The sequence below is a fragment of the Lentilactobacillus hilgardii DSM 20176 = ATCC 8290 genome, from assembly GCF_000159315.1.
In the GTDB taxonomy this organism is placed as follows: Bacteria; Bacillota; Bacilli; order Lactobacillales; family Lactobacillaceae; genus Lentilactobacillus; species Lentilactobacillus hilgardii.
Map to the genome: position 1 here is coordinate 87,902 of NZ_GG669999.1, position 22,951 is coordinate 110,852.

General features: G+C 38.5%; 19 protein-coding genes. 17 read left to right on the forward strand and 2 right to left on the reverse strand.

Going from position 1 to position 22,951, the window contains the following annotated elements; translation table 11 throughout:
- Positions 1-127 precede the first annotated feature (127 nt).
- Positions 128-2,221: a DNA internalization-related competence protein ComEC/Rec2 gene (locus tag HMPREF0519_RS12370; RefSeq protein WP_318630593.1), complete on the forward strand. Its 2,094-nt coding sequence runs from the start codon at positions 128-130 to the stop codon at positions 2,219-2,221.
- On the forward strand, positions 2,218-3,246 hold the full coding sequence (holA, locus tag HMPREF0519_RS12375; RefSeq protein ID WP_003636688.1) for a DNA polymerase III subunit delta: 1,029 nt from the start codon (positions 2,218-2,220) through the stop codon (positions 3,244-3,246). Before HMPREF0519_RS12370 ends, holA begins: the two co-directional genes overlap by 4 nt.
- Positions 3,247-3,389: 143 nt before the next feature.
- On the opposite strand, the gene rpsT is transcribed toward holA, so the two are convergent.
- Positions 3,390-3,644 (reverse strand): 30S ribosomal protein S20, encoded by a 255-nt coding sequence (gene rpsT, locus HMPREF0519_RS12380; protein WP_003555260.1) that lies wholly within the window; start codon positions 3,642-3,644, stop codon positions 3,390-3,392.
- 240 nt (positions 3,645-3,884) lie between these two features.
- Here rpsT and rpsO point away from each other — a divergent pair, with 240 nt between their 5' ends.
- The 10 genes from rpsO (at position 3,885) to argH (ending at position 15,437) form a co-directional block, all read left to right on the forward strand.
- Positions 3,885-4,154: a 30S ribosomal protein S15 gene (rpsO, locus tag HMPREF0519_RS12385; RefSeq protein ID WP_003561445.1), complete on the forward strand. Its 270-nt coding sequence runs from the start codon at positions 3,885-3,887 to the stop codon at positions 4,152-4,154.
- Between the two features lie 186 nt (positions 4,155-4,340).
- A complete protein-coding gene (locus tag HMPREF0519_RS12390) occupies positions 4,341-6,077 on the forward strand; it encodes a ribonuclease J (RefSeq protein WP_003636690.1) in 1,737 nt (578 codons plus the stop codon).
- Positions 6,078-6,191: 114 nt separating this feature from the next.
- Complete coding sequence (locus tag HMPREF0519_RS12395) at positions 6,192-7,121, forward strand: hypothetical protein (RefSeq protein ID WP_003636691.1); 930 nt, start codon at positions 6,192-6,194, stop codon at positions 7,119-7,121.
- 182 nt (positions 7,122-7,303) lie between these two features.
- Positions 7,304-8,491, forward strand: coding sequence for an elongation factor Tu (gene tuf / locus HMPREF0519_RS12400; protein WP_003636693.1), 1,188 nt, complete (start codon positions 7,304-7,306; stop codon positions 8,489-8,491).
- A 182-nt stretch (positions 8,492-8,673) separates the two neighbouring features.
- Complete coding sequence (tig, locus tag HMPREF0519_RS12405; protein WP_003561437.1) at positions 8,674-10,011, forward strand: trigger factor; 1,338 nt, start codon at positions 8,674-8,676, stop codon at positions 10,009-10,011.
- A 201-nt stretch (positions 10,012-10,212) separates the two neighbouring features.
- Positions 10,213-11,460: an ATP-dependent Clp protease ATP-binding subunit ClpX gene (gene clpX, locus HMPREF0519_RS12410; protein ID WP_035463037.1), complete on the forward strand. Its 1,248-nt coding sequence runs from the start codon at positions 10,213-10,215 to the stop codon at positions 11,458-11,460.
- Positions 11,461-11,562: 102 nt separating this feature from the next.
- A complete protein-coding gene (gene yihA / locus HMPREF0519_RS12415) occupies positions 11,563-12,150 on the forward strand; it encodes a ribosome biogenesis GTP-binding protein YihA/YsxC (RefSeq protein WP_003555277.1) in 588 nt (195 codons plus the stop codon).
- Positions 12,147-12,458, forward strand: coding sequence for a nucleoside triphosphate pyrophosphohydrolase family protein (locus HMPREF0519_RS12420; protein ID WP_003561433.1), 312 nt, complete (start codon positions 12,147-12,149; stop codon positions 12,456-12,458). Before yihA ends, HMPREF0519_RS12420 begins: the two co-directional genes overlap by 4 nt.
- 298 nt (positions 12,459-12,756) lie before the next feature.
- Positions 12,757-14,052 (forward strand): argininosuccinate synthase, encoded by a 1,296-nt coding sequence (locus HMPREF0519_RS12425; protein WP_003561431.1) that lies wholly within the window; start codon positions 12,757-12,759, stop codon positions 14,050-14,052.
- A complete protein-coding gene (gene argH / locus HMPREF0519_RS12430) occupies positions 14,052-15,437 on the forward strand; it encodes an argininosuccinate lyase (RefSeq protein WP_003561429.1) in 1,386 nt (461 codons plus the stop codon). The genes HMPREF0519_RS12425 and argH overlap by 1 nt, the downstream gene beginning before the upstream one ends.
- Positions 15,438-15,610: 173 nt before the next feature.
- Here the strand turns inward: argH and HMPREF0519_RS13970 are convergent, their stop codons facing one another.
- On the reverse strand, positions 15,611-15,769 hold the full coding sequence (locus HMPREF0519_RS13970; protein ID WP_003555285.1) for an SPJ_0845 family protein: 159 nt from the start codon (positions 15,767-15,769) through the stop codon (positions 15,611-15,613).
- 198 nt (positions 15,770-15,967) lie between these two features.
- Here HMPREF0519_RS13970 and HMPREF0519_RS12435 point away from each other — a divergent pair, with 198 nt between their 5' ends.
- The 5 genes from HMPREF0519_RS12435 to HMPREF0519_RS12455 form a co-directional block, all read left to right on the forward strand.
- A complete protein-coding gene (locus tag HMPREF0519_RS12435) occupies positions 15,968-17,434 on the forward strand; it encodes an ABC transporter substrate-binding protein/permease (RefSeq protein ID WP_003636697.1) in 1,467 nt (488 codons plus the stop codon).
- Positions 17,424-18,173, forward strand: coding sequence for an amino acid ABC transporter ATP-binding protein (locus HMPREF0519_RS12440; RefSeq protein ID WP_003561427.1), 750 nt, complete (start codon positions 17,424-17,426; stop codon positions 18,171-18,173). Before HMPREF0519_RS12435 ends, HMPREF0519_RS12440 begins: the two co-directional genes overlap by 11 nt.
- 234 nt (positions 18,174-18,407) lie before the next feature.
- Positions 18,408-20,240 carry an excinuclease ABC subunit UvrC gene (gene uvrC / locus HMPREF0519_RS12445; protein ID WP_040472841.1) on the forward strand — a complete coding sequence of 611 codons (1,833 nt, stop codon included), beginning with the start codon at positions 18,408-18,410 and terminating at the stop codon, positions 20,238-20,240.
- 127 nt (positions 20,241-20,367) lie between these two features.
- Entirely contained in the window at positions 20,368-21,678 is a 1,311-nt protein-coding gene (gene obgE / locus HMPREF0519_RS12450; protein ID WP_003636702.1) for a GTPase ObgE, read from the forward strand.
- Between the two features lie 31 nt (positions 21,679-21,709).
- Positions 21,710-22,951, forward strand: a 1,242-nt coding sequence (locus tag HMPREF0519_RS12455) for an acyltransferase family protein (protein WP_003636703.1), incomplete at its 3' end; no start/stop codon positions are given.

The window sequence follows — 22,951 nt, forward strand, 5'->3', positions numbered from 1 at the left end:
GATGCTTTTTCTGAGTATTTTATTATTTGGAAATCCACTAATCGGCAGTTTTCTTTTGTCATTATTAATGATTCGTTTATGCCTGCTTAAAAGTATCAAATATACGACATTGACGGTGGCTCTAAGTGTGGTATTTTTATTCTGGGTTGGATTGACAACTAGCCATGAAATAGCGATAACGGATAAAAATGTTCAAGAGACAATTAAAGTTTACCCGGATATGATAAACGTTGACGGTGATCGTTTTAGGACAGTTGCTAAGTCGCCGACAATAGCACGAAAGGTTATTTATTATGCCCGTTTTGAGTCTTTGAGCCAAAAGCGGGCTATCATAAATTCGTCCAAACCATTACTTCTTTCGATTAATGGTGAACGACGGATGATTAGCCCGGCGACCAACATGAACCAGTTTGATATGCGGGATTACTATCAACATCAAAAGATTTATGAAACGTTTTCGATTGGCACTATAACAACTATCCATCCTGTTAATAAGTTGTCTTTGATTGATATCATTCATATGGTTCGCTTTCAATTTGATCGGTACTGTGATGGGTTACCCAAAACATTGCGTATTTATTCGATGGGGTTGATCAGTGGCAATCGGGAAAATGATTTTTTTACTGAGATGACTGGTGCCCAACAATTAGGGCTACTTCATATATTCAGTATTTCGGGTATGCATGTCTACTATTTTTTGACCATTCTTGATCAGGTTTTAACCCTATTGGGTATAGGCGACCGATATAAGGCAATTGTTAAACTATGCTGTCTTGGCGGCTATTTTATTTTTTCGGGTGGGTCACCAGGCTTATTACGGGCAGTGGTTATGGCTGGAATTGTGATAGTTAGCCAGTTGCTTGGCTTTAAAATGTCTCAATTATCAGCACTTAGTTTAACGTTAATAGTGAATCTTTTTCTGTTGCCCGAAGCAATATTTATGATGAGCGTTCAGCTTAGTTATGGATTAGCATTTGGATTGATTGCCTCTAGCAAAATGACGTATTTGAGACAAACGGTTTTGTTGAATTTACTGTCACTGCCAATCCTGTTATTTCATTTATATGAATGGCATGTTCTTAGTTTGGCTGTTAACTTGATGGTTTTACCACTGTTTGGAAGAACAATTTTTCCACTAGTCATTTTTGGCCTTCTTTTCGGTCTGGTCAGCAGTAAATTGGTCATACCTGTGGAATGGGTATTGATGGCTTTTAATCGTTCATTAAATATGGTTGGTCGATTACCCGGGATGATTGTGTTTGGTAAACCACAGCTAGTTGTTGTGCTATTGATGTTGGGTCTAACATTGATTATTATGATACATTCGAAAAAAAGGGTTAGGGGATATAAGATCATTTTAGCTGGCCTTTATTTGGTGACGTTTATTTGGATTCATTTTCCCATTCATGGAGAAGTGTCAATGTTTGATGTCGGACAAGGAGATAGTTTTCTCATTAGGACGCCTTTTAATCAATCAGTAACGATCATTGATACTGGCGGAAAAGTGACTTTTAACCAGCAACAGTGGCAACGGGGAACGGAGAATTACCAGGCAAATCGTATCTCTATCAATTATTTAAAAAGTATAGGCATTTCAAGAATTGATAATATTTGTATCAGTCATCAGGACGCCGATCACTGTGGCGATTTACCTGCTTTTATTAAAGAACTGAAAATCAAACGCATCATTATACCGCTCGGGATGGATCAAAACCCAGGCTTTGTGAAACGACTATCAGGCAAAGATCCTGCAACGGTTGTTATGCCGGTAAATGATGAATTTCGAGTAGGCGGCCTACCACTCATCATTTTTCATCCCTATCAACCGGGAAAGGGAGAAAATCATGACTCGGAGGTTCTTGGTGGTCGCTTTGGCGGCCTCAATTGGCTCTTTACGGGTGACTTGGACCGCCAGGGGGAAATGGATACCCTACAACGGCATCCGAGCCTTAGAACAGATGTTATTAAGGTTGGACACCATGGAAGCCGTACATCATCGGATCCGGCCTTTATTTCACAGATCCAGCCAAAAATTGCTCTAATTTCCGCGGGCCGACATAACCGTTATCACCATCCAAACGAGGAAACATTAACCACATTAAAAAGGGAGCACATCCGAGTTTTAAATACTCAGAAATCAGGTATGGTAAGATATGTATATCGAAACAATAACGGTTTCTTTGAATCGATGTTAGGACATAATGAAGGGAAAAACGAATGAATTTTTCACAACTAATGACACAGTTAAAACAACATAAGCAAGACGCTATTTATCTGATTTTAGGTGACCAATCTTATCTTTCCGATCAGATTAAACAAGCTTTTACCTCGTTAATTCCTGATGAGCAACGAGCTATGAATATTGGCGTTTATGATATGGAAGAAACGCCAGTTTCTAGCGCTGTAGAAGATGCCATCTCAGTTCCCTTTTTTGGGGAACAACGACTGGTTATGATTAATCGCCCATACTTTTTGACAGGTTTGCGTGTTAAATCAAAAGTGGAGCATCATGTGGATGATTTTCTGGAATATTTAAAGCATCCGGAAAGCTCAACGATTATGGTCATTTTTGCCCCTTATGATAAATTAGATTCACGAAAAAAAATAACAAAATCACTTAAAAAAGTTGCAACCACCGTTGAAATCGGAAAACTTAGAGAAAGTGAAATTAAATCGACGGTTAAACAAAGGATTGCGGCAGAGGGTTATGCCATTGATGAAGACGCACTTGAAAGAATGATGCAGCTTACTGCCGGTCAATTAACATCAATGATGAATGATTTGCCAAAGTTGTTTTTATATAATAAAGACGGCAAACAAATAACATTGTCATCTGTCAATGGTCTTGTGAGCCCATCAATTGAGCAAAGTGTTTTTGATTTGGTTAATAGTGTTTTAAAGAAGAATGCTAAAGAATCAATGGATATTTATCGTAATTTGGTTTTGGAAAATGAAGCACCGATTGGTATCAATGCTGTTCTCATTCAACAATTTAGATTGCTTTTACAAGTCATGATCTTACAAAAGCATGGGTATTCTCAAGGAAATTTGGCTGCTAGTTTGAAGGTTCACCCATATCGTGTTAAATTAGCTCTGCAGACAATCCGTCATTTTGATTATAAGCAACTACGTGATGCTTATTTAGGATTGGTCGAAACTGAAAGGGAGATGAAGTCTTCCAATCGCTCTCCTGAACTTTTATTTGAACTATTTCTTTTAAAATTCATGCGACCTGATGTCGCTTAGATCATCTTCGGTCTTATGGTGGGGTTGGCGCCTTGCCTTAAAAAGAGTCCGTCTGACAACATTTCAAATGAAGTGTTGTCAGACGGACTCTTTTAATTAATAAAAAAGTTGTTAGCATGTAAGTGACTAACAACTGAAAAGTTTTATTTAGATAAACGAGCAGTAAGACGTGACTTGTCACGAGCTGCTTTATTAGCTTTAATTAATCCCTTTGACTTAGCATGATCAATGGCACTAATTGCATTGATGTAAAGGTCCTTTACATCGTCTGAACCACTGAGTTGAGCTTTTTCAAACCGTTTAACAGCTGTTCTGTAAGTACTCAATTGAGCTGCGTTACGCTTTTGGGCTTTTTCATTAGTTTTTACTCGTTCGATAGCTGACTTGATAATTGGCATTGGATTCACCTCCGAAAGATTTCTTGGTAAAATTATTAAATTTCAACAAGCATCATTATACAAAACTGTAAGGATGATTGCAAGTCAAACCCAAATGGAAACGGAAAGATTTCCTTGTATTTAATAGATAAATTAGGTATACTATCCTTTGTATGTTACACGGACCTTCGACTTAGTTTACCGGTACCACTGCCGTTGACTCAGTTGTTGGATCATTTAAAGAAAAGGTGGAAATTAATTATGGCAGTTGCACAATCAGAAAAAGACGCACTTATCAAAAAGTACGCTCGTCACGATGGCGATACAGGTTCTGCAGAGGTTCAAATCGCTGTTTTGACTGCAGATATTAACGAAATCAACATTCATATGAAGAATCACCGTAAAGATTATCATTCACAACGTGGTCTTATGAAGAAAATTGGTCATCGTCGTAACTTGTTGGCATACTTGCGTAATAAGGATGTTACTCGTTATCGTGAATTAATCAAGAGCTTAGGATTGCGTCGTTAATATATCGACAATATCAAGTCTTCTTTGATAATTGTAAAAAGTCGCGGACAAAACATTTTTGTTTTGTTTGCGGCTTTTTTCGGTTTACAATGGAAAAATTCGGTTGTTTTGAAAAAATATGGTAAACTAATAGAAGCTGAATCCGAACGTTTAAAAAAGAACGATAAATATTTTTTGAGGTGAAACATGAAAAACGATATAAAAATTATGGCCATTGGTGGTGTCCGCGAGAATGGTAAAAACATGTATGCGATTGACATCAACGGCGGGATTTATATTTTAGATTGCGGTCTTAAATATCCCGAAAATGAATTACTGGGAATTGATGTAGTTATTCCTGATTTTAGTTATTTAGAAGAAAATAAGGATCGAATTGTTGGTGTATTCTTGACTCATGGACATGCTGATGCAATTGGCGCAATCTCATACTTTTTGAGTGAGTTTGATGTACCTGTATTTGGATCAGAAATGACAGTTGAGTTAGCTAAATTAAATGTGGCTGATTCTGAAGAGTTAAGCAGTTTTGACGACTTTCACATTGTTAGTGAACGTTCTGAAATTGATTTTGATGATGTCAAAGTTACTTTCTTTAAGACAACCCATTCAATTCCTGGCTCTTTAGGGATAGCACTTCATACTTCAGATGGTGCAATTGTATATACCGGTGACTTTAAGTTTGATCAAACAGCCGCCCCAATGTATCAAACCAATTATTCTGCTCTAACGCGCTTAGGCGATGAAGGTGTTTTGGCCTTACTTAGTGATTCTGGGAATGCTGAAAACCCGGCATCCAGCGCTTCGGAAAAGAAAATTGGCGAGTATATCACAGAAACATTCCATTATCATGATAGTCGGATTATTGTTGCTAGTGTTGCTTCAAATATCTTACGAATGCAGCAAGTCTTTAATGCTGCTGCCGAAACTGGCAGAAGGGTCTTCTTAACTGGTCACGACTTGGAGCGAATTGTTAAAACAGCACTAAGATTGCACAATTTGAAACTACCAGTGGACGATTTGTTGATTGACTCTGTGAAGGATGTCGATAAGATGAATCCTGATAAAGTGGTTATTATCCAAACGGGTAAAATGGGTGAGCCTATCAAGGCAATTCAACGAATGGCTAATAAAGAGCAGGGCGACATTAACATTGAACCTAATGATTTAGTCTTTATTACAACTACTCCCTCAACTGCTATGGAAACAACAGTTGCCAAAACGCGTGACATGGTTTATCGGGCTGATGGTGAAGTTGAGATGATTTCTGATCAAATGAATTCGTCTGGTGATGCAAGCCAAACCGATCTTCAGCTTATTATGAATTTATTAAAGCCGAAGTTTTTAATCCCTGTTTCAGGTGAATATCGCTTGTTGGAATCCCACGCACAATTAGCAAAACAAATTGGTTTTACAGATGATCGCATTTTTATCCCTGATAAGGGAGATATTGTTTCTGTTAATAAAGATGAAATGTGGATTAGTGGGAGTGCACCAATTTCTGATACCATGATTGATGGTATTGGTATTGGTGACATTGGTAATATCGTTCTTCGAGATCGAAAGGTGCTTTCAGAAGATGGCATTTTTGTTGCTGTTGTCACGATTGATCGGAAAAAGAAACGAATTGTTTCTCAGCCTAAGTTGACATCACGAGGATTTGTATACGTTAAAGCAAACAAGGACTTAATGAAGGAAGCTGCGGGAATTATTGAGAAGACAGTCCGCAATAATCTTGATCACAAAGAGTTTGATTGGAGTAATTTAAAGCAGGATGTTCGTGAAACTTTAAGCGATTATTTGTATAAGCAAACAAAACGTCGCCCGGTTATTCTTCCTGTTATTATGGAAGTTAATCAGCATCATAGACGTACTAATAAAAAGCATTCAAAGAATGCTGCCAAAAGTACAGCTAAAGAAGAAAATTAACTTTAATATCTTTATAACAAATAATCAGAGGTTGGGGGACAGAATGTTATTTTTGTTCCCCCAGACTCTGATTTGTTTTTAAACCACCTTTTTGTAATTAGTAACGGAGGGAATATGAGTAAATTTTCCAAAAATGATCAGGTTATCTTTTGGAGTGCTGAAGAGGACCTTGATGATCAAAAATTCCATCAGGTATTGAACAAAACGGAGCATCTAGAGAAAAAGTATCCTGACGACCTTCGTATTCACTTACTGATGGCGCAAGCTCTTTTTGCTTTGCATGAGTCTGCTGATGCCTATCGCATTATCTTTGATTATCGTGAGCAGCTTTTCGAGGTTCCCAAATATTTACCAGCTATTTTTCATATTGTGCTAGAAAATAATGGATTTATGTTTGCCAGAGAATTCTTGCCGAATGTGTCGTCAACTCAAAGGCTGAAATGGCTTGCCAAAATTGAAAATGCAGAAGAAAGATATCGAGAAAAAGACAGAAATGACTTGAATAACAAAATGAAAAATTTAGCACACTTGGGCTCATTGGATGCCTATAAACAGGTTCACGGCATTAATGATGCGCTGAAGATGCCATTGAAAGAGTATTTGACAGCAGCTAAATTGCTTCTGTCCGATCCATTTGGGTGGCAGGTTTCCAAAACCCAGGTTTTGCTTGAATTAAATGCAGTTGGAAGTGGGGAAACGATCGATTTAACTTGGATTGATAAAAATAGCTATCATCTTCCTCTCAATGAACTGAAACCGTTAACCGCTTATCATGTGCTTATTGATGCGTTGAGGGAAATCGATAAGCAATATGGAGCCGATGATCCTATTAAGTTTCAGTTACTCGAAAAAGAACTCTTTACGCAAAGCAGTTATATTTATCCTTTCTTTGATAAGGTTATTCAAGATTCTAAGTTCTGGGTTAAAATTATCGTAGCTGATTTATTTGGCGATCACTTAGAGGCAAACACACCGGCTCAGCGAGAGATGCTGGGATGGATTAAACAAATTCATCAAGCAGAAAGCTTCATAAAATTCGTTTAATGAAAAATATTTCGAGAAAACGATAATAATCTGTTTACAAACAAATTAAGTACCGATATAATACTTAAGGATTCTTCGAAATTAGACTGCTTTGTCTTTTCAAGAAGATGTAGTATAATATCATTTAGAAATGCATTGATGCGAATTGATGTAATTCTTGAAAACAACAGGAGGTTTCATTAATGGCAAAAGAACATTATGAAAGAACAAAACCCCATGTAAATATTGGTACTATTGGCCATATTGATCATGGGAAAACTACTTTAACTGCTGCAATCACAAAGGTATTGGCTTCTAAAGGTCTTGCAAAGGCTGAAGACTATGCTGATATCGATGCAGCCCCAGAGGAACGTGAACGTGGTATTACGATCAACACTGCTCACGTTGAGTACGAAACTGAAAAGCGTCACTATGCGCATATTGATGCCCCAGGACATGCTGACTACATCAAGAATATGATCACTGGTGCCGCTCAAATGGATGGTGCCATCTTGGTTGTTGCTGCAACTGATGGTCCTATGCCACAAACTCGTGAGCATATCTTGCTTGCCCACCAAGTTGGTGTTGATTACATCGTTGTCTTCTTAAACAAGACTGATTTAGTTGACGATGACGAATTAATTGATTTGGTTGAAATGGAAGTTCGTGAATTACTTTCTGAATACGATTATCCTGGTGATGACATTCCTGTTGTCCGTGGATCCGCTCTTAAGGCTCTTGAAGGCGACAAGGAACAAGAACAAGTTATCCTTGACTTAATGGATATCGTTGATGAATATATTCCAACTCCAGAACGTGATGACAGCAAGCCATTCTTGATGCCTGTTGAAGACGTATTTACGATCACTGGTCGTGGTACTGTTGCTTCAGGACGTATTGACCGTGGTGTTGTTAAGATTGGTGACGAAGTTGAAATCGTTGGTTTGAACGATGCTCCTTTGAAGTCAACTGTTACTGGTTTGGAAATGTTCCGTAAGACACTTGATGAAGGTCAAGCCGGCGATAACGTTGGTGTTCTTCTTCGTGGTATCGATCGCGACCAAGTTGTTCGTGGACAAGTTCTTGCCGCACCTGGTTCAATTCAAACTCACAAGAAGTTTGAAGGCCAAGTATATATCTTGACTAAAGAAGAAGGTGGCCGTCATACGCCATTCTTCTCAAACTACCGACCACAATTCTACTTCCATACTACCGATGTTACCGGTGTTATTGAACTAGAAAAGGGCGTTGAAATGGTTATGCCTGGTGATAACGTTACATTCAATGTTGAATTAACTAAGCCAGTTGCCATTGAAAAAGGTACTAAGTTTACCATCCGTGAAGGTGGCCATACTGTTGGTGCCGGTATTGTTAGTGACGTTAACGACTAATTTCGCTAATTAATATTGAAAAGCTGTGAGGAGTGATCCTTGCAGCTTTTTTATTTATCATATCAATTTGTCTACTTTAAATTCATTTAGCATTTTACATTTTGTTATTAATACGTTAAAATAACAATGTTATGCAATTATGAATTGTAAAAAAATATGTTTGTCGTCTCGGAGGGAAAAAGATGTCTGCAAAATGGGAAAAGAAGGGTACCAACGATGGTGAATTAACTTTCGAAATTGGTACTGATTCTATCAAAAGCGGTTTAGACCGTGCATTTAAGAAAAACAAAAACAGTATTCGGGTTCCTGGATTCCGTAAAGGAAAAGTACCTCGTGCCATTTTTAACCAAATGTATGGCGAGGAAGCATTGTATGAGGATGCTTTAAACATTCTATTGCCAGACGAATATTCAAAGGCTGTTGACGAAGCAAAAATTGAGCCAGTTGACCAACCAAAGATTGACGTTGAATCAATGGAAAAGGGCAAACCATGGGTTATTAAGGCTAATGTGACTGTTAAGCCGGAAGTAAAACTTGGTAACTACCAAGGATTAAGTGTACCAAAGCAAAATACCCGAGTTTACCAAAAGGATATTGACGCAGAACTTGAAAAGAAACGTCAAAACGAAGCAGAACTAGTTCTTAAAGAAGGTAAAGCTGCTGAAAAAGGCGATACGGTTGTGATCGACTTTGACGGAACAGTTGATGGCAAGCCATTTGATGGTGGCAGTGCCAAAAACCATTCCTTGGAACTTGGATCAAATTCGTTTATTCCAGGCTTTGAAGACCAATTAGTTGGCCATAAAGCTGGTGATGAAGTCGACGTTAAGGTAACATTCCCTGATGATTATCAAGCAAAGGATCTTCAAGGTAAAGACGCGATCTTTAAGACTACTATTCACGAAGTAAAAACAAAGGAATTGCCAAAATTAGACGACGATTTTGCTAAAGATGTCGATGAAGACGTAGATTCACTTGATGAGTTAAAAGAAAAGATTAAAGACGATCTTAAGACTCAAAAGAAAAATGAAGCTCGTGAAGCAATTGAAGATGCTGCTATTAACCAAGCTGTTGACAATTCAGAAGTTAAGGATATCCCACAAGCCATGCTTGATGAAGATATTCAACGACAAATGGATCAATACCTTGCAGGTATGCAACAACAAGGGATTAATCAGCAGATGTATTTCCAATTGACTGGTACAAAGCCGGAAGATTTGAAGAAACAATTTTCTGATGGTGCTGAGCGTCGTGTTAAGACCAATCTTGTTCTGGAAGCAATTGTGGATGCAGAAAAGATTAATCCAACCGAGGATGATATCAAAGCTGAAGTGAAGGATCTTGCTTCACAATATGGCATGAAAGAAGACGCTGTTCGCAGTGCTTTGACTGATGACATGCTCAAGCATGATATTGGTATCAAGAAGGCTATTGACTTGATCGTTGATTCTTCGAAACAGGATGCTAAAGCTAAAGAAGAAAAGTCTGATACAGATAAAAAAGATAGTTCGGAAAAGTAAACGGCTTTTCTTTAAAAGATCCGTTTTAATAACGGGTCTTTTTTTGAAGTGAACCCTTCTAATTGCAATTTGACTATTATATGTTAAAGTTACGTATAGTTGGAGAGTGAATAGGGCTAATTTTTACTGTGGTCAGTTTTATTCTTGGTCTCCATTGTTTGACCAGAATTAACTTCCAACTCTAATGGAGGAGTGAATATATTGTTCGAAGATAACGAATCAAATGGACCAATTACCTGTTCTTTTTGTGGTAAAACTCAAGATCAGGTAAAAAAGATTGTTGCTGGTCCAGGCGTTTACATTTGTAATGAATGTATCGATTTGTGTAAAGAGATCATTGATGAAGAACTAGCACCAGAGAAAACTTCAGAAGATTTATTGAAGGTGTTGACACCCGCACAAATCTTGGACAAACTAAATGAGTTTGTGATTGGCCAAGGAAACGCCAAACGTACTTTGGCTGTAGCCGTTTATAATCATTATAAGCGGGTAAATGAAATGATTAGCGATCCAAATGATGACTTGGAATTACAGAAGAGTAACATTTGTGTCATCGGACCAACGGGTTCTGGTAAAACCTATTTAGCCCAGACACTAGCTAAAATTTTAAATGTCCCATTTGCAATTGCAGATGCAACGACTTTGACGGAAGCCGGTTATGTTGGTGAGGATGTTGAAAACATTCTTTTAAAGTTATTGCAAAATGCAGATTATGATGTTGATAAAGCTGAAAAGGGCATTATTTACATTGATGAAATTGATAAGATTGCAAAGAAATCGGAGAACGTATCAATTACACGAGATGTTTCCGGTGAAGGTGTTCAACAAGCACTATTAAAAATTCTTGAAGGTACGATTGCAAATGTACCGCCTCAGGGTGGTCGTAAGCATCCGCAACAAGAATTCATTCAAATTGATACAACCAACATTTTGTTCATTGTTGGTGGTGCGTTTGATGGGATTGAAGGAATTGTTAAGAGCCGACTTGGTGATAAAACAATTGGGTTCGGCACAGATTCTGATGAAGCTAAAAATGTCAATTCAAAGAATATTATGCAGTCAGTTATTCCGGAGGATATGTTGAAATTTGGGTTAATTCCTGAATTTATAGGCCGACTCCCAATCCTGACAGCTTTAGATAAGTTGGATGAACATGATTTGGTTAGAATTTTAACGGAACCAAAAAATGCACTTGTTAAGCAATATCAAAAATTGATTGAGCTAGATGGTGCTGAACTTGAATTTCAACCAGCTGCTTTGCAAAAGATGGCACAACTTGCGATTTCTCGAAATACAGGTGCCCGTGGGCTCCGTTCAATTATCGAAGATGTTATGCGTGATATTATGTTTGATTTACCAAGCAGAAATGATGTTTCTAAGGTGATTATTACACCAGAAACCGTTACAAATCATACAGAGCCGCAACTTGTTCTGAAAAAGGCATCGTAATTAAAGGGGGTCTGATGTAAACTTTAATCAGTTTACCGTCAGGCTCTTTTTTTGTCTAAAATGAGATTTTGCATTATTTGAAAGGAAAGGAACGGTGATTTAATGGACGTACAAAACGTCGATTTAACGATTAGTGCAGTGGAGGCAAAGCAGTACCCGAATACGCGGTTTCCAGAAATTGCATTTGTCGGACGCTCCAACGTTGGGAAATCTTCTTTAACAAATGTGTTAATTAATCGAAAAGGATATGCACGAACTTCCAGTCAGCCGGGGAAGACGCAGACACTTAATTTTTACAATATCGAGGATAAACTTTTCTTCGTTGACGTGCCAGGATATGGTTATGCTAAAACTTCGAAGGCTAATCGTGAAAAATGGGGTAAAATGATTGAGAAGTATTTAACGGAAAGAGAACAATTGCGAGGGGTCATTACGCTGGTTGATGGTCGTCATGCGCCAACCAATGACGATGTATCCATGCATGAATGGTTGAAATACTACGGTATTGAAATTCTGACAGTGGCCACCAAGATGGATAAGATTGCCAAAGGCAAATGGAACAAACAAGAGTCCTTGATTCGAAAAACACTTAATTTGGATGCCAATGAAAAACTGATTTCTTTTTCTGCATTAACCAAACAAGGAAAGACAGAAATCTGGCAATGGATTGAAGGGAGAATGCATCAATGAATTTTGATGATTATCAAAAGGCTGCCAATCGTACTTTGATGGGGAAAGAGCAGGTCCTTACTAACTGTGTTTTGGGGCTAACAGGGGAATCAGGTGAAGTTGCTGACCTTGTCCGAAAATATACTTTTCAAAGTACAAAATTAGATAAAGGCCAACTGACAAAAGAATTGGGAGATGTTTTGTGGTATCTCTCGCAAATTGCTGAATGGGCTGATATTCCTTTTGACCAAATTGCTTCTGAAAATATTAAGCGATTGAAGCAACGCTACCCGTCATCAAAGGGTGGCCTGAATCAAGTTAATTTGTAATAATTATAAATAAAAGTAAGATGCTTTAAACAAGTAGATTAGGTCAGCCTGTATTTTGACCTAATCTACTTGTTTTTGTTTACAAAGAATTTCGGTTGTTATGTGATTAAATTCTTATCGTTTTCTAAGTAAGCGTCTGATTTGAAAAGGTTCTCAGTGCACAAGATACGCGCCAAAATGCATATTAAACTTAATATTTAGAAAAATAATGAATAAAACGCAAAAATGGTTGCAATTAATGAATATCGGTGTTAACCTCATTACTAATTGATAATTAAGAAATTCGAGGTATTTATAAATGACAGAAAATAAAAAAGTAATTTTAGCTTATTCAGGTGGTCTGGACACATCCGTTGCTATTCCTTGGTTAAACGATAAAGGTTACGACGTTGTCGCTTGTTGTATAAATGTTGGTGAAGGTAAGGATCTTAACTTTATTAAGCAAAAGGCACTTAATGTTGGGGCTGTCGAAGCATATGTTATCGATGCTTTGGACGACTTCGCAGACCATTATGCGTCTGTTGCATTAAAGGCTAATGCAATGTATGAAGGGGCTTATCCGTTAATTTCAGCATTGTCACGTCCACTTATTTCAAAGGCATTGGTTGACCTTGCTCATCAAGAACATGCCCAAGCAGTTGCTCATGGCTGTACTGGTAAGGGGAATGATCAAGTACGTTTTGAAGTTGCAATTCACAGTTTGGATCCACAGCTTGAGGTTCTAAGCCCGGTACGTGACTGGCACTGGTCTCGTGAACAGGAAATTGACTATGCAAAGAAACATAATATTCCAATTCCAATTGATTTGGATTCACCATATTCAATTGATGCAAATATTTGGGGACGTGCCAATGAAGCCGGTGTCTTGGAGGATCCATGGCATAGTGCGCCGGAAGATGCGTTTGCCATTACAAATGCATTGGGGGATACACCTGACAAACCCGCAGTTGTTGATTTAACCTTTGTTAAGGGACTTCCAACTGAGCTAAATGGTCAACCGATGAAATTCTCAGAAATTATCCAACAATTAAATACTATTGCTGGCGAACATGGAATCGGCCGAATCGACCACATTGAAAATCGTTTGGTGGGTATCAAGTCTCGTGAGGTTTATGAAGCCCCGGCCGCAACTGTTCTTCTTAAAGCACATAAAGAGCTTGAAGATCTAACTTTCGAACGTGACTTGGCTCATTTTAAACCAACGGTAGAGAAACAATTGAGCGAGCTGGTCTATAATGCACTTTGGTTCTCTCCTTTGATGGATGCTTTAAATGCCTTTATTGACAAGTCACAAGAAGTCGTTAGCGGTGTTATTAAAGCACAATTATTTAAAGGAAATGTCACAATTCTCGGTCGTAAATCGGGTTCCTCACTTTACGACAAGGACTTGGCAACTTATACGGCATCAGATTCATTTGATCAAGAAGCTGCCAAAGGATTCATTAAGCTTTGGGGCCTTCCAACACAGGTTTATTCACAAGTTCAACTAAAAAATAAGCAGTCCCAATTTGTAAAAGCAGTCACTGAGTCACACGCCGAAGACAAGGTTACTATTCAAGGAAATTACTCTTCTCAAATGGGAGCAAAGAAATAATGAGTACAAAGAAGCTTTGGGGTGGTCGTTTTCAGGAGCAAGCATCAAAATGGGTTGATGAGTTCGGTGCATCGATTTCGTTTGATCAACAAATGGCTGATGAAGATATCGAAGGGTCATTGGCTCATGTCAAGATGTTGGCTTATACAAAAATTCTTAATAGTAAAGATGTGGATCAAATCGTGGCTGGTCTGGAAGAACTTCGACAGGAGTTACACGAAGGTAAGCTCACCTTTACAGTTGAGAATGAAGATATTCATATGAATATTGAGGCACTCTTAACTGAGAAAATTGGGCCGGTTGCCGGAAAGCTCCATACGGCTCGTTCACGAAATGATCAAGTAGCGACGGATTTTCATTTATATGTCAAAAATCGTTTACCAAGGATCATCGATGAAATTACAACGCTTCAAAAAACGCTGGTATCAATGGCGGCACAAAACGTTGAAACAATTATGCCAGGGTACACGCATCTTCAACACGCACAACCAATTTCTTACGGTCATTATTTAATGGCTTATTATCAAATGCTGAAGCGGGATAAAGAACGCTTTGAATTTAACATGAAGCATACGGATATGATGCCTTTAGGAGCGGCTGCATTGGCTGGTACGACTTTTCCGATCGATCGGGAATACACAGCTAAAGAGCTTGGATTCGGACAAGTATATGCAAATTCTCTGGACGCTGTTTCTGATCGAGATTTTGCATTGGAGTTTTTAAGTAATAGTTCGATTTTGATGCTTCATTTATCACGTTTTTGTGAAGAAATCAGTATGTGGGTAAGTCACGAATTTAAGTATCTTGAGTTGAGTGATGCCTATACAACCGGTAGCTCAATCATGCCGCAAAAGAAGAATCCTGATATGGCAGAACTTATTCGTGGAAAGAGTGGCCGTGTGTATGGGCATTTAATGGGACTGTTAGCCACTATGAAGTCATTGCCACTTGCGTACAATAAAGACCTCCAAGAAGACAAAGAGGGTGTCTTTGATACGGTTAAGACGCTCCTGCCTTCATTAAAGGTCTTTAATGGGATGCTTAAGACTGCCAAACCCAACGTTGAACGTATGAAGCATGCGACTGAAAATGATTTTTCAAATGCTACTGAATTAGCTGACTATCTTGCTGCCAAGGGTGTACCGTTTCGTGAAGCCCACGGTATTGTGGGGCAGTTAGTGCTTAAGGGGCTTCAAACGCACAAAAACCTTCAAGATATGTCGCTTGAAGAGTTGAAAGAAGCATCCCCTAAAATTGAAGCAGATGTTTACCATGACCTTAAGTCAGAGGTGGCTGTAGAGCGTCGCCATTCGTTAGGTGGAACCGGTTTTGACCAAGTAAGAATCCAAATTAAAAATGCCAAGCAGGAATTAAGCAATTCGTAGATTAGAAAGCCTCTGCTGGTTTGTTTTAATATGGTCTTTCAAAAATTAACTATTGGGTCACATTATCATTAATACAAAATAAAAAAACGACTGATGACAATAGTGGAAAATTGTCATCAGTCGTTTTTATAATGAAGTGGATAATCGATGAATCCTCTAATGGATAAAGGATATTACTTTTTTTCTGGTCGTTTCTCGTTTTTCTGCTTCTTATCTTTATCGTTTTTCTTATGCTTTAAAAACTTGTCCCGCTTATCATCGTCGAGATTCATTTCAGCAAATTTGCCGAAGATGGCGTCCAGGTCGTCCTGTCGATTAATCTTGAGTGCCATTTAGTTCATCTCCTTATCTCTTTTCGTGATAATCATATCAAAATTAAACAGGAAAGTCACTTTTATTGGTTAATTTTGCATATATGCATTATATCGAGCATAATATGAATAAAAACGACTAATTTTCAATTTTTATTGCATAAACAATAAAAGTGAGGTAGTATATTCTGTATTATCTGTTTGAGAGAGGGAAAGTTGATGAAAAAGCTTAAAGCAATTATTCAAATGATGCTCGTTTTTGTGACCTTACTGACTGTTAGTGTCATTCAGACTAATAGTGCGTCGGCTGCGGACAATTCACTTCAAAGAGTTAAGCAAAGAGGTGAATTGATTATGGTAACCAGTCCGGATTATCCACCCTACGAATTCCAAGTGAATAAGGGCGGCAAAAGCCGAATTGTTGGAATGGATATTGACGTTGCCAAAAAAGTGGCTAAAGATTTAGGCGTGAAATTAGTCATTAAAAGTATGAATTTTGATTCACTGTTAGTGGCAATCCAAACTGGAAAAGCCGATATGGCCATTGGTGGGATTAATCCAACCAATGAGCGTCGTCAAAGTGTTGATTTTTCGGACATTTATTATTCGGGAGGTCAAAGCTTCCTGATTAATTCAAAAGATGTTAATAAATATAAAAGCGTGAAGAACTTGCGTGGTGGTAAAATTGGTGCCCAAACAGGAACGTTACAGTATGGTTTGGCAAAGAAACGAATTCCCGGAGCTACGGTTAAAGGAATGGATAAATCCACCGATTTGGTTTTGGCACTTAAAACTAACAAAATTGATGCTTTGGGAATTGAAAAGCCAAGTGCAGAAGCTTATGTCAAAAATGACCCAAGTCTTAAGATGATTCCTTCTGGATATCACCTCAATAAAAATGATATTGGCGCTGCAATTGCTTTTAAAAAGGGTTCTACAAGTTTGGTGAATGCCGTTAATAAGAGTATTGTCCAGATCAAAAAGAAGCATTTAACAGATAAATACTTAGCTAGCGCAGGGAAGTATATGAAAGTTAACACCGTTAATACATCAATGTTTCATTACTGGAAGTATTTTGCCAGTGGTGTTGAGTACACAATCCTGATTTCGTTAGTTTCAACATTCTTTGGTGTTTTGATCGGAGTAGTTTTAGCTTTAATGCGTTTCAGCAGACAGAGGTGGTTGCGCGGGCTTGCAATCAGCTACACTGAATTTATTCGAGGAACGCCTTTGATGGTTCAAGTGATGTTTGTCTATTTCGGAATTGGCGTGATCATTAATATTCCGGCTTTAATTTCAGGAATGATTGCTGTTTCGCTGAATAGTGGTGCTTATGTTGCTGAAATCATTCGAGGTGGCATTAATTCTGTTGGCAAAGGTCAAACAGAAGCAGCGGAAAGTTTGGGATTAACTAAAGGGGATATGATGCGATACGTCATTTTGCCTCAAGCGTTTAAAAATATTTGGCCGGCATTGGGGAATGAATTTATTTCGCTCATTAAGGAAAGTTCAATCGTCTCCATTATCGGAGTTACCGATCTTATTTATCAATTGAATATTGTCCGTGCCGACACGTATCGTGGTGTTATGCCGATATTCGTAGCGATGGTCCTTTACTTCCTAATGACATTCTTATTAACAAGATTATTGAATCACTACGAAGGGAAGATGAAACATGCAGGATAAAGCTGTAATTGAAGTTAATCATTTAAATAAAAAATTTGGTGAAAATACGATTTTAAAAGATATTAATGGTACAGTGAAATCCGGTCAGGTGATTTGTGTGATTGGTCCTTCCGGTGCCGGTAAAAGTACTTTTTTACGTTGCCTGAATCTCCTTGAAAAGCCCACTTCCGGAGAGGTTAAATTTGATGGTACGGATTTAACCCATGTTGATGGTAAGCAGTTGTTAGATTTACGTGAACGAATGGGAATGGTTTTTCAGAGCTTTAATTTATTCCCTAATATGACGGTGCTGAAAAATTTGATGTTAGCACCGATGCGAGTGAAGCATATGACGGAGGATGAAGCTAAAAAGACGGCCATGCATTTGTTAGACCGAGTTGGACTGCAATCTAAAGCGGATGCTTATCCAAGCAGCCTTTCGGGTGGTCAACAGCAGCGTGTTGCGATTGCACGGGCGTTGGCAATGAGCCCTGAAGTGATGCTTTTCGATGAACCGACCAGTGCATTGGACCCTGAAATGGTTGGTGAGGTTCTGGAAGTAATGCAGGAATTGGCAAATGAAGGGATGACAATGGTGGTTGTTACTCATGAAATGGGATTTGCCAAATCTGTTGCCAATCAAGTATGGTTTATGGCGGATGGCTATATTCTGGAAAAAGGTTCACCAAGCGAAATGTTTGATAATCCACAAAATGAGCGGGCCAAAGATTTTATTGGTAAAATTATTGAAGCTAAATAACTTTTTTGCGATCAAGCTGTTTTATTAATGGGTAAACAATAAAGTAATATGATTGTTACATTTGAACATGAAAGCCGCATCACTTTTGATATCTGAGTGGTGCGGCTTTTTCAATCAACATGGTTGTGATATGATTCCTTTTGAGAGTGACAAGATTCGGTATTTAATAATTGAAGCAAACGTACATTCGAGTTATACTCTTATATTGAGTATTAAGAAAGGAGTGGACATTTTTTGGCAAGCGAGTATTTAGAACATAAATTATCTTTATTACCAGGACTTCCAGGATGTTATCTGATGAAGGATATCAACGGTAAAATTATTTATGTTGGGAAAGCTAAAAATTTAAAAAATCGTGTTCGCTCATATTTTAAGAGTAGTCATGAAGGCAAAACAGCAAGACTGGTTTCAGAAATTGCTGATTTTGAAACAATTATTACTTCAACTGATAAAGAAGCGTTTTTACTCGAAATTACACTCATTCAAAAGCATCGTCCTTATTTCAACATTAAACTCAAGCAGGGACACAGTGGTTATCCATATATCAAGATTACCAATGAACGTGATCCTCAAATTAAAATTGTTAATACACTTTTAAAAGATGGCGCTTATTATTTTGGCCCTTATCCAAATGTCTATGCTGCGGAGGAGACGGTTAACTTTTTGCAGAAGGTTTATCCGCTTCGACGCTGCAACGGATTCCAAAATAGACCATGTCTTTATTACCACATGGGCCAATGCCTCGGTGCTTGTTTTAAAGTAGTCCCAGAGGCAGTATATGATCGTCAAATTAAGCGAATTAAGTCGTTTCTAAATGGCAACGTCGGCCATGCTAAACAAATGTTGGCTAAACGAATGGAAGACGCTTCGGCAAATATGGCCTATGAACGGGCGGCTGAAATTCGGGATTTAATTAAGTATATTGAGATAACAGTTGAAAAGCAGAAAATTATTTCGCATGACAATACACCTAGAGATATCTTTAATTATTATATGAATAAGGGATGGCTATCCATTCAAGTATTCTTTATCCGTCAATCTCGATTAATGAAACGCGAAAAGCGCTTTTTTCCAATTATTACTGATCCTGAAGAAGAAATGGTCAGTTTCATTTCACAATTCTATAAACAAAAAAATCAGATTCTGCCTAAAGAGATCTTGGTGCCCAGCTCCTTGCCTTACGATGTTGTTAGCTCGGTTGTTGATGATATTCCAGTAAGAACACCTAAACGTGGACAAAAACGTGATTTGTTGGAAATGGCCGGAAAAAATGCGCAGCTTGTTCTGGAAGAAAAATTTCGGTTGCTGGAATTGGATGAGAGCAAGACGACTGGTGCAATGAAGGAATTAACAGATGCGATGGGGATTCCAGAAGGTCACAAGGTTGAAGCTTTTGATCATTCTCATATTCAGGGCGCCGATTTGGTATCAGCAATGGTCGTTTTCGTTGACGGTCAACCTAATAAAAATTTATATCGAAAATATAAATTGAAGACTGTTGACCATGCCGACGAAGCAGCCAGTACCAGAGAAGTCATTCGGCGACGTTATACCCGGCTGTTAAAAGAGCATGCTCAAATGCCCGACTTGATATTAATGGACGGCGGTACGATTCAAATGAATGCAGTAAAAGATGTTTTGGTTAATGAACTTGGGTTAGATATTCCAGTTGGCGGGATGGTTAAAAACGAGCATCACCAAACGGCTGACTTGTTATTTGGCGATAGTGATACACCACTTCATTTAGATCCCAAGAGTCAGGGATTCTACCTCCTTCAGCGAATTCAAGATGAAGTCCACCGCTTTGCAATTACCTATCATCGCAAGGTACATGCTAAAAATTCTTTGGGTTCCCGATTGGACTCAATTGCTGGAGTGGGGCCAAAAACAAGAAATAAACTTTTGCGAAAGTTTGGATCTTTAAAGAAAATTTCCGCAGCACCTGTTGATGATTTGAAGGCTTTGGGAATTTCAGAAACGGTTGCTCAAACCATTAAGTTTTCATTGAGTAAAATTGATGCAGAAAGAAAAGTTGTTAATTATCAAGATAAAAAATTAATTAATTGATTCGTTATCTTTTAATCTTTTGTTCTTTTTTTCGGATTCCTTTGACCTTCTGATATAAACTCGGTATACTTCAAAAGGTAACAACTGTATGGGTTAAAGTTAAGGATTAATTTGAAATGGTGATAAGATGTTTGTTGATCAAGTAAAAATTGATGTACAAGCCGGAAATGGCGGCAATGGTATTGTTGCGTTTCGGCGTGAAAAGTTTGTTCCTAATGGTGGCCCAGCAGGCGGCGATGGTGGTCGAGGCGGAAGTATCATATTTAAAGTGGATTCAGGGATGAATACTTTGATGGATTTCCGCTACCATCGTAAGTTTAAAGCTAAAAATGGCGGCGATGGTGGTAACAAGTCGATGACGGGAAAAAGTGCCGATAATTTAATTGTGCCCGTACCGGAAGGAACCATCGTAACCGATACAACTACAGGTGAGGTTATTGGTGATTTGTTGAAACCGGATCAGGAATTAACAGTCGCTAAGGGCGGACGTGGTGGCCGTGGTAATATCCATTTTGCAAGTGCGACAAATCCGGCGCCTGAAATTGCTGAAAATGGTGAACCCGGTCAAGCAGTTTCTTTGAGTTTAGAGTTACGGGTACTGGCCGACGTTGGCTTGGTTGGATTCCCATCCGCTGGAAAGTCAACGTTACTTTCAGTTATTACCAGTGCGAAACCAAAAATTGCTGGGTATCATTTTACCACTCTGGTACCAAACCTTGGAATGGTTAGATTGGATGATGGCAGAGACTTTGCTGTTGCTGATTTACCAGGATTAGTGGAAGGTGCCTCGAAAGGTGTTGGGCTCGGTTTTCAATTCTTACGACACGTTGAGAGAACTCGGGTCATTTTACACCTTGTTGATATGTCCGGTGTTGAAGGCAGAGATCCTTATGATGATTATTTGGCAATCAATAAAGAATTAGTTGAATATGATCCGGATATCTTAAAACGGCCGCAAATTGTAGTCGCAACTAAGATGGATTTGCCAAATGCCAAAGATAATTTACAGATTTTTAAGGATAAATTGACATCAGGTCATTCCGTGGATACAGAGTTGCCTGAAGTTTTGGCTATATCATCAGTAACGCATGCCGGTTTATCGGAACTGATTAATAAAACCGCCGCTCTTCTGGATCAGACTCGCTTACAAGCACAGGAACAGTCCGAGACAGAAAGTAACACCAAGGAATACGATTTTGATAAAACTGATTCTCCGGCCTTTAAGATATCCTTTGATAAAGAAATCGATTCTTGGGTTATTTCCGGAGATAAAATTGAAAAACTGTTCAAGATGACTGATACTGAACATGATCAGAGTATGTTGAGATTCGCACGCCAAATGAGGGGTATGGGAATTGATAGTGCACTTGAGAAAGCCGGTGCTAAGGATGGAGACACAGTCACTATCCTCGACTTCTCATTCACTTATGTAGCTTAAAGTAATTTAATTAAGACAGGGAAGATTTTTAATGCAACAGGTTCGCTCACAACAAACTGGGAAAAGACTTAAGAAGAGTCGATATATAACAGGTTTTGATGGCATTCGTGCACTGGCCGTGGTTGGGGTAATTGTTTATCATTTATTGCCGTATAACCTCCAAGGTGGTTATCTTGGTGTGCCGACGTTCTTCGTTGTATCGGGTTATTTGATTACGGATTTATTGTTACAAGAGTGGGAGCAAAATGGCAAAATTGATTTTTGGGGATTTTATTCCCGGAGATTAAAACGGTTATATCCTGCTTTAGTATTTATGCTGGTGGGAACCGGCACGTACATAACCCTTTTTGAACGATCGCTTTTGACTAATTTAAGGTCGATTATTACTACTAATATGCTGTATTTATATAATTGGTGGGAAGTCGGTCATGGACAAAGTTATTTTGACAGGTTCAACGGAGAATCACCATTTACCCATTTATGGTCATTATCAATCGAAGGGCAGTATTATCTGATCTGGCCGTTGATTTTAATTGCCATGATTTTAATCATTAGAAGAAAAAAAGTAATCGCTTATATTTTACTTGCTTTGGCAGCTATATCGGGACTGTTAATGGGCGTTCTATACACTGGTCCGGATGCACTGAACCGTGTTTATTATGGGACTGATACGCGAATGTTTTCAATTGTATTTGGCGCCTTACTCGCGATTATCTGGCCATCTACTCATTTGCGGAAGAATATTTCTGGAGGATCCAGATGGACGTTAAATGTCATTGGAATCCTTTCGATAGGTGTAATGGCAGTGATGTTCTTTAAACTTGCCGGGCAAAATACGTTTACCTATCGCGGTGGCATGTTTATTATGGCGGTTGTTTCTACAACGTTGGTTGCTGCATGTGCACATCCGGGGGCCGATATCAATCGGTGGTTAACCAACCCGGTGTTTGCATGGATTGGTACTCGCAGTTATGGTATTTATCTCTATCAGTTTCCGGTAATGATTTTTTACGAGATGAAAATTCAGGATATCGCAGATCATCCGATTTTAAATGCGTTAATTGAAGTGGTACTCATTATGGTGATTAGTGAGCTATCGTATCGTTATATTGAAAAGCCACTTCGTCACTATCATTATAAGCAGCTTGGCCGTTCAATTACTGAGTTTGTCAAACCAAATTCACAGTTTGGACTTAAACGATTGTGGATGCTGCCCGCGTTAGGGTTAATTGGTATTTGTTTATACGGAAGTGCGATTGCACCAACCAAGGCT